9 protein-coding genes, 1 tRNA gene and 1 pseudogene are annotated in these 11,186 nt (G+C 74.7%); 7 read left to right on the plus strand and 4 right to left on the minus strand.

Translation table 11 applies throughout. The annotated features are described in order from the left end of the window. Positions 1-122: 122 nt before the first annotated feature. Both VR45_RS01605 and VR45_RS01610 read right to left on the minus strand, forming a co-directional pair. On the minus strand, positions 123-329 hold the full coding sequence (locus VR45_RS01605; protein ID WP_045937843.1) for a hypothetical protein: 207 nt from the start codon (positions 327-329) through the stop codon (positions 123-125). 305 nt (positions 330-634) lie between these two features. Further along, positions 635-715 (minus strand) — tRNA-Tyr (locus VR45_RS01610). Positions 716-929: 214 nt separating this feature from the next. On the opposite strand from VR45_RS01610, the gene VR45_RS01615 reads away from it, so the two are divergent. The 7 genes from VR45_RS01615 to VR45_RS01640 all read left to right on the plus strand — a co-directional run bounded on the left by VR45_RS01615 (position 930) and on the right by VR45_RS01640 (position 9,860). After that, a complete protein-coding gene (locus VR45_RS01615) occupies positions 930-1,418 on the plus strand; it encodes a YajQ family cyclic di-GMP-binding protein (RefSeq protein ID WP_030393881.1) in 489 nt (162 codons plus the stop codon). A gap of 136 nt (positions 1,419-1,554) precedes the next feature. Further along, positions 1,555-2,175: an amino acid transporter gene (locus VR45_RS01620; RefSeq protein WP_107084071.1), complete on the plus strand. Its 621-nt coding sequence runs from the start codon at positions 1,555-1,557 to the stop codon at positions 2,173-2,175. A gap of 291 nt (positions 2,176-2,466) precedes the next feature. After that, positions 2,467-2,601 carry a hypothetical protein gene (locus VR45_RS49890; RefSeq protein WP_266269970.1) on the plus strand — a complete coding sequence of 45 codons (135 nt, stop codon included), beginning with the start codon at positions 2,467-2,469 and terminating at the stop codon, positions 2,599-2,601. A 17-nt stretch (positions 2,602-2,618) separates the two neighbouring features. Beyond that, the gene (locus tag VR45_RS01625) at positions 2,619-3,503 is read left to right on the plus strand and encodes a DUF692 domain-containing protein (protein WP_063772391.1); all 885 of its coding nucleotides are present in this window, start codon (positions 2,619-2,621) and stop codon (positions 3,501-3,503) included. A gap of 3 nt (positions 3,504-3,506) precedes the next feature. Next, positions 3,507-4,379 (plus strand): hypothetical protein, encoded by an 873-nt coding sequence (locus VR45_RS01630; RefSeq protein ID WP_045937844.1) that lies wholly within the window; start codon positions 3,507-3,509, stop codon positions 4,377-4,379. 19 nt (positions 4,380-4,398) lie between these two features. Then, positions 4,399-6,348: a glycosyltransferase gene (locus VR45_RS01635; protein ID WP_159394089.1), complete on the plus strand. Its 1,950-nt coding sequence runs from the start codon at positions 4,399-4,401 to the stop codon at positions 6,346-6,348. Further along, positions 6,345-9,860 (plus strand): ABC transporter ATP-binding protein, encoded by a 3,516-nt coding sequence (locus VR45_RS01640; RefSeq protein ID WP_045937846.1) that lies wholly within the window; start codon positions 6,345-6,347, stop codon positions 9,858-9,860. Before VR45_RS01635 ends, VR45_RS01640 begins: the two co-directional genes overlap by 4 nt. Before the next feature lie 115 nt (positions 9,861-9,975). On the opposite strand, the gene VR45_RS01645 is transcribed toward VR45_RS01640, so the two are convergent. Next, positions 9,976-10,620: a hypothetical protein gene (locus VR45_RS01645; protein ID WP_045937847.1), complete on the minus strand. Its 645-nt coding sequence runs from the start codon at positions 10,618-10,620 to the stop codon at positions 9,976-9,978. A gap of 196 nt (positions 10,621-10,816) precedes the next feature. Continuing rightward, positions 10,817-11,186, minus strand: a pseudogene (locus VR45_RS01650) (hypothetical protein); the annotation flags it as partial.

Below are 11,186 nucleotides of genomic sequence, written 5' to 3' on the forward strand. Positions count from 1 at the left end.
CCCCCACCCACACCGCCCCCGACACCCCCACCGCCGCAGCCCTCCTCCTCACCCCCTGACCCCGGAAACGGAGCACGGCTCCTGACCCGCGTTTCCGTGGGTCAGGAGCCGTGCTCCGTCCGTCAGTAGGAGTCGGGGGCCGCGTGGGGCGGGTACTGCGGCGGCTGCGGCGCACCCGAGCGACGGCCGGCCACGGCCGCGGCGAGTGCCAGCAGGGCTTCGACCTGCGCGACCTGCGCGCGCAGCTCATGGGTGGCCGCCATCCCGGTGATCTTGGTCTGCGCCAGGATGTCGCTCGCGGCCTGGGCGTGTGTCTCATAGCTGGCCATACCGAACTCCGACGTGTTGGGTCGTGGGAACCGAGCTACGTCGACGGTAAGCCCGGGGCTCGGCACCGGCACCTCGCGAGCGAGCCGGTCCCGAGCCGAACCGAACCACCGGAACCGACCGGCGCCCCCGGCCCCGGGCCCCGGTCCGCACCTGGTCCGTACACACCGGCCGGCACGAGGATCCGGGCGGGACGAAGTGAGGCGGACCACCCCTGGCGGACCGCCCCGGCAGGCCGGCGTCCGCATACGACAAAAACAGCCTCTGATCTGCGTTTCCGCAGATCAGAGGCTGTTTTTCTATCCTGTGGCTGGTGCAGGGTTCGAACCTGCGTAGCTTGCGCGACAGATTTACAGTCTGCTCCCTTTGGCCGCTCGGGCAACCAGCCAGGATGTTCGTCTTGCGGGGCTTGCCCCGTTCGACTGGGTAAACCTTACCCGATGCCGGGGGGTGGTTCGCCACCCGGTTCCCGGGGCCGGACGGGCGGGTGCGGCGTGGGCGTCCCGGGCGGGGGTGGGGGTCGGCTGGATAGGCTGGGACGGCGGACGCCCGGTGGGGCGGGCCGTGTCAGTGCAGCCAGAACATCAAGGAGACCAACACCCATGGCCGACTCCAGTTTCGACATCGTCTCGAAGGTCGAGTGGCAGGAGGTCGACAACGCGATCAACCAGACCTCCCGCGAGATCTCCACGCGCTTCGACTTCAAGAACGTCGGCGCCGAGATCAAGCGCTCGGGCGAGACGATCGAGATGAAGGCCAACGGCGAGGAGCGCGTCAAGGCGATCCTGGACGTGCTGCAGAGCAAGTTCATCAAGCGCGGCCTGTCGCTCAAGGCGCTGGACGCCAAGGAGCCGCAGCTGTCCGGCAAGGAGTACAAGATCTTCGCGGACGTGAAGGAGGGCATCTCCCAGGACGATGCCAAGAAGGTCGCGAAGATCATCCGGGACGAGGGCCCGAAGGGCGTCAAGGCGCAGGTCCAGGGCGACGAGCTCCGGGTGACCTCGAAGAGCCGTGACGACCTCCAGACCGTGCAGGCCCTGCTCAAGGGCAAGGACCTGGACTTCGCGCTCCAGTACGTGAACTACCGCTAGCCCCGGGCTGCCGCCGGTGCGGCGACCGGTCGAGGGCGTGGTGACGAGGACAGCCTCGTCGCCGCGCCCTCGTCGCGCTCCGGGGTCGGTGCTACTGGGGAGGCAGGAGGTGTTTGATATGTGATATGTTACAGCGGTGATTATTCGGGGGAAGGATCACAGGAGTGTCGAGGCATCTGCTCCACTCCTGGAAGCGGGCCGGCTGTTCGCCGGCTTCGAAGGCTCGTGGTGGATCGCCGGCGGATGGGCCGTCGATCTTGAAGTGGGGCGGGTCCGGCGCACCCACACGGACGTCGACATACTGGTGCTGGCCCGGGAGTCCGAGCTGCTCGCCCGTCACTTCGCGGACCGACCGCTCACCGTGACCGACCAGCAGGACGGCGCGCGACGCCCCTGGGTCCCGGGGGAGCCGCCGGAGCCCGGCCGCGAGACCCTGTCCCTGGACGCCGGGGGAACCGCCGGACCGGTCGAGATCCTGTTCGGCGCCGCGGACGGCGCGGACTGGGTGTTCCACCGCGGCCGCCGCACCCGCCGTCCGCTGGAGGCGCTCACCCGCACCTCGCCCGGCGGACTGCCGTACCTCTCGCCCGAGGTCGTCCTCCTGTTCAAGGCCCGTGATGGCCGCCCCAAGGACGACGCGGACTTCGCCGACCTCGCCCCATTGCTCACCGAGGAGCAGCGGGCCTGGCTCGCGCCGCGCCTCGCTCCGCCGGGCGCGCCCGCGCACCCGTGGTCGGCCCGGCTCGCCGCGCACTGACGCCCTACCGGCCACCCAAAGCCGCCCACGGCCGCCCACGGCCGCCCTCAATACCTCGCCGAATTCACCGGCCTTGATTTCTTGACATTCCCACGACATGCCCCAGGGATTCCCTCGGGCATTTCTCAGGCATGCCCGCAGAACGCCACCGGGGCGCCCGAAGGAATGCTTCCGAAAGAAACTTCCAGAGGATCCGGAAAGCCATTGCCCCCACCCGTGCAATGTCATACGGTACTGACGTCCCGGCCGGTCGCCCGACCGGTCGGGAGGACTGTACGAAAGGGGATGGAAATGGCGACGACCCTGCTCGAGGCCGCTCCGGCGACCGAGGTCGAGAACGAGCTGGACCTGACGATCGAGCTGCTCCCGGAGCTGCCGTCGATCGACGTCAACATGGGCCGCTACTGCTCCTGCGAGTGCTGGTAGTCCATGTCCGGGCGGCCATGAATAAAGCGGTGCCCGAACTCGGGACCGGTATCGGGTACCGGGAACCGATTCACGAGATCGCCACCGACCCGGGTCTGGTCGAATGGGTCGAGGTCATATCCGAGCATTACATGGGGACGACCGGAAAACGGGAATCCCTCGATTCCCTGACGGCGCGGATCCCGGGAATTCCGATCGTCCCGCACGGCATCGAGATGTCCATCGGGTCGGTCGGGGACGACGCCCGGTGGGACGCCTATCTGGAGGAGCTCGCCGCAGTGGTCGAGGGCTTCGACGCCCCGTGGTTCAGCGACCACCTCTGCTTCACCCGCACCTCGACGGCCGAACTCGGCACCCTGCTGCCGCTGCCCCGCACCCGGGAGAGCGCCCGGCACGTCGCCCGCCGCGCCCGGCGGGCCGTGGAGCGGGTCGGCCGGCCGTTCCTGCTGGAGAACATCGCCTACCACTTCAGCTGGGGCGACGAGCTCACCGAGGCCCAGTTCGTGACGGAGATCGTCGAGGCCTCGGGCTGCCACCTGCTGCTCGACCTCACCAACCTCAGCTACAACGCGCGCAATCACGGCTTCGACGCCCTCGACTTCATCCGGGAGATCCCGTACGAGCGGGTCGTCCAGGTCCATCTGGCGGGCGGGGTCGAGGAGGAGGGCACCTACTTCGACACCCACTCCATGCCGGTGCCGGAGCCGGTCTGGGAGCTGCTGGACGCCCTGCTGGAGTTCCACCGGGTGCCCGCCGTGATGCTCGAACGGGACCAGCGGCTCGACCGGACCGAGGAGATCGCCGCCGACCTGCGCCGGGCGACGGACCTGCGGCGACGGCCCGCCGACCCGCGCCGGACGACGGACCCGCGCCGGACGGCCGCCCCGAGCCGGAAGGGCTGACCGGTGGACACCCGCATCGGATTCGAGCTCATCTCCCTGCTGATGGCCTCCCGGCAGGAGCGCGAGCGCTACCAGGACGACCCCGACGGCTACCTCACCGCGCGCGGGCTCACCCCCGACGAGGCCCGGAGCTTCCGGACCGGCGTCGCACCCGACCGGATCGCCGTCTCCGCGCGGATCTCCGCCCGCAAGCGGTACTCGCGGGCGAGGACGCCGTACCCGACCCTGACCCGGATCGTGGAGACGCTCGGGACGCACACGGACCGGGCCAAGCTCGACATCCCGTTCGGCCTCGCCGACCCGGAGCGCTTCCGCGAGGAACTGCGGACCGCCGCCCCCGGCCTCGGCGACGCGTGCGGACAGTGTCTCCCCGAAGCCGCCCGGCACGACGAGGACCGCGGCCGACTGCTGGCGCAGGCCCGCCTCGCCCAGGCCCTGGACGGACCGGCCCACCGGCGGGCCGAACCGCTCCCCGGCCCCGCGGCGGCCGGGGCCGGCGCGACGTCGCCCGGCCCCGGCGTCCACCACCTGGCCGGCCACGCGATGCTGTGCTCCTACGCCAGCGACCTGCCGGCCCTCATCGCCGCGACCGCGCCCGCGCCCCCAGCGGCGAACGCACCACCGACCGCGACCGCGAGCGCCTCCGGCGAGTCCGCCGCGTTCACCTGCCGCCCGACCCCCAGCCACCTGCTACTGGTGCGGACCGGCCGCTCCGACATCGCCACCGTGCGCCTCGCCGCCGGCGCCCACGCGGCGGTCGCCCGGCTCCAGGCCGGGACACCCGCCTCCGTCGTACTCGCCGAGTACGGCCCGGCCGCGGCCCGGCTGATCGCCGAGCTCGTCCGCATCAACGTCCTCCTCCCCGCCGAGAGCTGACATGCGCATCTGTTTCGTCGTGAAATTCCCGCCCACCCAGGGCGGAGTCGCCGTCCGGGCGGCGCTGCTGGCCCGGGCACTCGTCCGCCGGGGCCACGAGGTGCACGTGGTGACCAACGCCTTCGAGGTCGCCGACACGTACCGGATCGCCGGAGCGGCCTCGGCGACCTCCGTCACCGTCGTGCCGCTCACCCCTCCGACGACCGCGATGCGCCACATCCCGCAGACCGACGCGACCGTCTCCCGGCTCGCCGGCGCCGCCGCCCGGGTGATCCGCGCGCACGACTGCGAGGTGGTCTACTCCAACTACCTGGAGCCCTGTGGGGTCGCCGCCCACCTGGCCTCGCTGTGGACCGGGGTGCCGCACGTCCTGCGCTCCGCCGGGACCGACCGCAACCGGCTGATGAACCACGGGGACCTCCAGACCACCTACAAGGAGGCCCTGCTCGGGGCCACCGCGATCGTCGCCGCCCCCGGCCCGCTGCCGGGCCTCGGCGTGGACCGCTCCCGCTTCACCGGCGCCGTCCAGCCCGTCGTCCCCACCGAGCTGTTCCACCCCGGCGCGGCCCCGCTCGACCTGGCCGCCCTGGCGGCCGGGGCCGCGGCCGGCGGCGCCGATCTGCCCGACCCCGCGCGGCTCAGCGACGGCACCCCGGTGATCGGGTACTACGGGAAGGCCAACGCCAGGACCGGGCTGCGCCACCTGGTCGAGGCGATGGCCCTGATGAGCGGCCCCCGGCCGTACGTCGCCGCCCTGGTCGGCGGCAGCGTCCCGGCCGAACTCCGCGCCCGGATCGACGCCCTGGGCCTGACCGACCGGTTCTGGCTGCTGCCCTTCGTCCCGGTCGAGCGCGTCCCCGGCTACCTCCGGGCCTGCACCGCCGTCGCGCTCCTCGAACACGACTTCCCGATCCGCCAGCACATCCCCACCAAGCTCCGCGAGTGCTTCGCCACCGGCACCGCCGCGATCGCCACCCGCGAACTGATCCGCAAGGAGAGCACCGGCGACCGGGCCGAGCACCGGCGCAACCTCTACGTCGTGCCGGACCCCACCGACCACGCCGGCCTGGCCGACCTGCTCGGCCGGGTCTGCGCCGACCCGGCCGAGGCCGCCCGGGTGGGCGCCGCGGGCCGGGACCTCCTCGACGGCGAGACCGACCTCGACGCCTGGGCCGACCGGTACGCCGGGATCTTCCAGGACGCCGCCCGGCGCGGCGGGCGGTCCACCGACCCCGCCGCCGACGGGCCGGCGCCGGAGGAGCTCAGGCTGCTGCTGCCCCTGACCGCCGAACTCCTCGGCGACGGGTTCGACGAGGAGTTCACCCGCTTCGAGCAGGAGGAGCGCACCCGCTCCGCCGCCCTTCGGCACCCGTCCGCCGCCCGCGCGCTGGTCGGAACGGCGGCCGCCTTCGCCCGCCACGTCCAGGAGCGCGGGCCCGCCCTGCGCCCCGGCGTACCGGCCGTGCTGTGGCGGATCCAGGCCGCCGCCGCCTGGCTGGGCCTCGACCTCGGCCACCACCTCGGCACCCCCTACCTGCCGCCCCCGGCCCCGCGGGACGGCGGCGCACCGGCGCCCGGCCCGGTCCGGAGCGGCCAGCTGCGCCTGCTCCGGCTCGACGCCGCCGAACTGGCCGCGGCCGTCTCCGTCGAGGGCCTGCCCCGGGTACGGGAGGCCGTCGACACCTGGCTCGCGGCACCCGGCGGCACACCGGACGGCGAGGACGGCCTGTGCCTGCTCCTGCAGCGGCTGCCCAACCTGGAGACCCGGGTCTACCGGATCGGCCGCGCCGTCGAGAGCTGCCTCCGGCTGGCCGACGGGAGCGCCGACGCCGCGACCCTCGCGGACCGCCTCGGCGCCCGGCCCGAGGCCGTCGCCCGGCTCCTCGCCGAACTGGCCGACCGCGGGCTGGTCCAGCCGGACGCCGCGCCCTCCCCCGTACCGCCGGCCGACCCGGACGTGCTGCTGTGACGGTTCCGGCCGGCCGGGGTGGCTGGGCCCGGCGCCTGCTCGGCCACTGCCTGCGCCACCCCGGCCGGCTCGCCCTCGCCTGCGGCTCCTCGGCCGCGGGCGTGGCTGTCATGGTCACCGTGCCGCAGTTGCAGCGGATCACGCTCGACGAGGCGGTGCTCGCCGACCGCAGGCCGCTGCTGCCGCTGGTCCTCCTGCTGACGGCGCTGGCGTTCGCCGTCTACCTGCTCTCCTACCAGCGCCGCAAGCACTCGTCCCGGCTCGCCCTCGCCGTGCAGCACGACCTCCGCACCGAGCTGTTCGACGCGCTCTCCCGGCTGGACGGCGCCGGCCACGACCGGCTGCGCAGCGGTCAGACGGTCTCCCGGGCCGACAGCGACACCGCCCTGGTGCAGGGGTTCCTGACCATGGCCCCCACCCAGCTCGGCAACCTGCTGATGGCGGCCGGCGCGCTCGTCGGGATGGCCTCCCTGTCGCCGCTGCTCACCGCGGTGACCGCGCTGGCCTTCCCGCCGCTGTGGTTCACCGCCGCCCGGGCCCGGCGCCGGCTGTTCCCCGCCGACCGGAAGGTCCAGCAGCTGACCGGCGAGGTGGCCGAGGTGGTGGACCACGCCGTCGCGGCCGTCCGGGTGGTCAAGGGGTTCGGCCAGGAGCGGCGGGAGCTGGGCCGGCTGGACGCGGCGGCGCACCGGCTGTTTCTGGCCCGTCGGCACGCGATCCGGCTGACCGCCCGTTACGACCCCTGGCTGCGCGCCCTGCCCGTGCTCGGCCAGCTGGGCACGCTGGCGGTCGGCGGCCGGCTGGTGATGGACGGCCGGCTGTCGCTCGGCGCCTTCCTCGCCTTCACCGGCTACCTCGCCCTGCTGGTCGGTCCGGTGCGGATGATGGCGGGCCTGCTGAACACGGTCCAGCAGGCGAGGGCCGGCGCCGGGCGGGTCTTCGAGGTGATCGACACCCGCCCGGGGGTCGTGGAGGCCGCGGACGCCGTGGAGCTGCCCCGCTCCGCGGCGCCGGCCGTGGAGTTCGACCGGGTCCGCTTCGGCTACCGCGCGGGCGAACCGGTCCTGGACGGACTCGCCCTGACGGTGCCGGCCGGCAGCACCGTGGCCGTGGTCGGGCTGCCGGGCTCCGGCAAGTCGACGCTGGCCGCGCTGCTGACCCGGTTCTACGACGCCGACGACGGGGCGGTGCGGGTCGGCGGCGAGGACGTCCGCGCGCTGACCCTGCGCTCACTGCGCGCGGGCGTCGGCGTCGTCCCCGAGGACAGCTTCCTGTTCGCCGACACGATCCACGCCAACATCGCCTACGGGCGGCCGGAGGCGACCGAGGAGCAGGTGGCCGCCGCGGCCCGGGCCGCCGGGGCGCACGCCTTCGTCACCGCCCTGCCGGACGGCTACCGCACCCGTCTCGACGAGGGCGGCCTGCCGCTGTCCGGCGGCCAGCGGCAGCGCCTGGTGCTGGCCCGGGCGCTGCTCGACGACCCTCCGGTGCTGGTCCTCGACGACGCCACCTCCGCCGTGGACGCCCGGACCGAGGCCGGGATCCACACCACCCTGCGCACCGTCCTGGCCGGACGCACCGGTCTGCTCCTCGCCCGCCGCCCGTCCACCCTGGCCCTCGCCGACCGGATCGCGGTGCTGGACGGCGGACGCCTGGCGGACTTCGGCACCGAGGCCGAACTGCGCGCCCGCAGCCCGCTGTTCCGCCGGCTGTTCGACGAGGCCGGACCGGACGACGCCCGGCGGGCCGCCCCCGCACCCGGCGCGCCGGACCGGACGGCCGGACCCGAGGTGCTCGAACTGCCCGCCGCCGACCGGGACCTCACCCTCGGCCGACTGCTCCGGCCGCTGCGCCGGCCGCTGCTGCTCGCACTGCTGCTGGTCGCCGCCGACACCGCCGGGGTCCTGCTGACCCCCTTCCTGGTCCGGACCGGTATCGACTCCGGGGTGAGCCGGGACCGGCCGGAGGTGCTCACCGCCGTCGCCGTCCTGGGCGCCCTGGCGGTGCTGATCGGGGCGGGGATCCAGTCGGTGTCGATCCGCACCACGGCCGGCACGGCCGAACTGCTGCTCCACCGGCTGCGGACCACCGCCTTCGGCCATCTGCAGCGCCTCGGGCTGGCCTTCTACGAACGCGAGGGCGCGGGCCGGCTGCTGGCCCGGATGACCACGGACGTGGACGCGTTCGCCGGGTTCCTGCGGGACGGCCTGGTCCAGGCCCTGATCGGCGGCCTGACCCTGATCGGGACCGTGGCCGTCCTGCTCGCGCTCGACCCGGCGGCCGGCCTGCCGGCGTGCGCGATGCTGCCGCTGATGGCGCTGGCGACCGTGCTGTACCGGCGGGCTTCCTCGCGCGCGTACGGCACGGCCCGGAAGCGGGCCGGCGCCGTCACCTCCGACCTGCGGGAGAACCTGGCGGGGATGCGGGTGACCCAGGCGTTCCGCCGGGAGGACGAGCGGCGCGCGCGGTTCGCCGAACGCAGCGACGGCTACCGGCGCAGCCGGGGCCGGGCGCAGCGGGCGCTGGCGCTCTTCTGGCCGTTCGGGCAGTTGCTCGCCGGGCTGTCCGCCGCGCTCGTGCTGCTGGTCGGCGGTGAGCGGGTGCGGGAGGGCTCGATGTCGGCCGGCGCGCTGCTGGCCTGCCTGCTCTACCTCGACCTGCTCTTCGCGCCGGTCCAGCAGTTGGTCCAGGCGCTGGACGGCTACCAGCAGGCGGCAGTCGGCCTGCGCGGGCTCCGGGAGCTGGCCGCCGAGCCGACCGCGCCGACGCCGGCCGCCCGCCCGGTGCCGCTGCTGGCCCGGTCGCCGGGGGAACTCGTCCTCGACCGGGTGGAGTTCGGGTACGGCCCCGACCGGCCGCCGGTGCTCCGCGGACTGTCGCTGACGATCCGCGCCGGGGAGACCGTGGCGCTGGTCGGCGCCAGCGGGGCGGGCAAGTCGACGCTGGCGAAGCTGGTCTCGCGTTTCTACGACGTGACCGGCGGCGCCGTCCGGCTGGACGGGACGGACATCCGCGACCTCGATGTCACCGAGTACCGGCAGCGGGTGGCGATCGTGCCCCAGGAGAACAGCCTGCTTCCCGGCACCGTCCGGGAGGTGATCGCCTACGGGCGCCCCTGGGCCGGTGACGCCGAGATCGAGGCCGCGGCCCGCGTGGTCGGCGCCCACGCGATGATCGCCGGCCTCCCGGACGGGTACGACCACCGCCTCGCCGAGGGCGGCCGCGACCTGTCGGCCGGACAGCGGCAACTGCTCGCACTGGCCCGGGCGGTGCTGACCGCTCCGGCGGTCCTCGTCCTGGACGAGGCGACCGGCGCCCTCGACCCCGAGACCGAGGCGGCCGTCCTCGCCGCGGCCGGACGGCCCACCACCCTGGTGATCGCCCACCGGCCGTCGACGGCGGCCCGGGCCGATCGCGTGGTGCTGCTGGAGGACGGCCGGGCCGTGGCGGTGGGCAGTCACGAGGAACTCCTCGCTGCCGGCGGCGCCTACGCGGGCTGGCACCGCTCCTGACCCCGGTCGGCGGTGGAGGACCCCGGGCAGCGGACGGCCCCGGTCGGGAGCCCTGGGCGGGCTTCCGGCCGGGGCCGTCGTCAGCGGGGTGCCGTCAGCGGGGACGCAGTCGGCGTCAGCGGGTGGCAGCGGCGGCGGCCGCCGCGTCGCCGAGGGCCTTGGCCTGGGACTTGAGGGCGGCCAGCTGGTCCGTCAGCGAGGCCGGCGGGGCCGGGGTGGTCGGCGGGGGTGTCACGACCGGGGGTGCGACGGTCGGCGGCGGGGTGGGGAGGGTCGGCGGCGTCGGGAGCTGGCCGAGCAGGCCCTGGAGGGTGCTCTCCAACGAGGCGAGGAGCTGCTGGACCACACCGAGGTCGACTCCGCCGAGCAGGGCGGGGACCGCCGAGAGCAGGCCGCCGACGAGGTCGAGGACACCGCCGAGGGCGGAGGTCGGGTCGGAGGCGGCGGCCGGGAGCGCGGGGGCGTCCGGCAGGCCCGGAACCGTCGGGGCGGCGGGAGTCGCCGGGAGCCCCGGCGCCGCGGGGAGAGCGGGCAGGCCGGGCAGTGCGGAGAGACCGGGCAGTGCGGAGAGACCGGGCAGTGCGGGGAGACCCGCCGACGACATCGGGGCGATGGGGAGGCCGGGGACGGTGACGGGGGTGATGGAGAAGGTCGTGCGGTGGGGGGCGTCGGCTCCGTTGCCGACGGCGGCGGAGGCTGTCGCGACCGGGGTCAGCGCAAGGGCTGCGGTCAGCGCGGCGGCCATCCAGGTGGTGCGCATGGGGGATGCTTTCCTCTCGGTGCAGATCGGGCGTCAGGCTCGATCGGAGATCGGGCGTCAGGCCCGATTCACACCGTGGGGCAACCCCGTTGGCCCAGCCACCGCGTGTACGCCGAACGGTGCACGACACGCGGCGACACGCGACGACACGCGGTGGGTGGGAGGGCGGGCAGCCGGACGTCCGACCGGCCGGACGTCAGCTGCCGGGGACCCAGGAGGCCGTGGCCCGGTGGGCCCCGAGCCCGACCGCGTCGAACTCGTCGCGGGCGCCGCCGCCCTCCCCCACCTGGGCGCCGAGCCGCCGCAGGACCCGGGAGATCGGGCTGCCCTCGGGCGGGAAGGGTTCGAACTCGTCGCTGGTGATGGGGCCGAGGTCGAGCCGGCCGTCGGCCCAGACGGCGGCCCGCTGGGTGCCGGTGCCGCCGAAGTAGTCGGCCTCGACGCAGGCGATCGGCGCGGCCTTGGACCAGGCGGCGAGCCGGCGTTCGAGGCCGTCCGGGAACCAGTCGAACGGGACCGTGCCGACCGCGCGCGGAGCCGCCGGAGCGGACGAGGTCCCCGGGGCG

Origin of the sequence: Streptomyces sp. NRRL S-495 (assembly GCF_000966955.1) — a bacterium.
Taxonomy (GTDB): Bacteria; Actinomycetota; Actinomycetes; order Streptomycetales; family Streptomycetaceae; genus Kitasatospora; species Kitasatospora purpeofusca.

Bases quoted from the DNA above. Each gene is read 5' to 3' on its own strand.
- VR45_RS01605 (WP_045937843.1), bottom strand. From the start codon at position 329: ATGGCCAGCTATGAGACACACGCCCAGGCCGCGAGCGACATCCTGGCG.
- VR45_RS01615 (WP_030393881.1), top strand. From the start codon at position 930: ATGGCCGACTCCAGTTTCGACATCGTCTCGAAGGTCGAGTGGCAGGAG.
- VR45_RS49890 (WP_266269970.1), top strand. From the start codon at position 2,467: ATGGCGACGACCCTGCTCGAGGCCGCTCCGGCGACCGAGGTCGAGAAC.
- VR45_RS01625 (WP_063772391.1), top strand. From the start codon at position 2,619: ATGAATAAAGCGGTGCCCGAACTCGGGACCGGTATCGGGTACCGGGAA.
- VR45_RS01645 (WP_045937847.1), bottom strand. From the start codon at position 10,620: ATGCGCACCACCTGGATGGCCGCCGCGCTGACCGCAGCCCTTGCGCTG.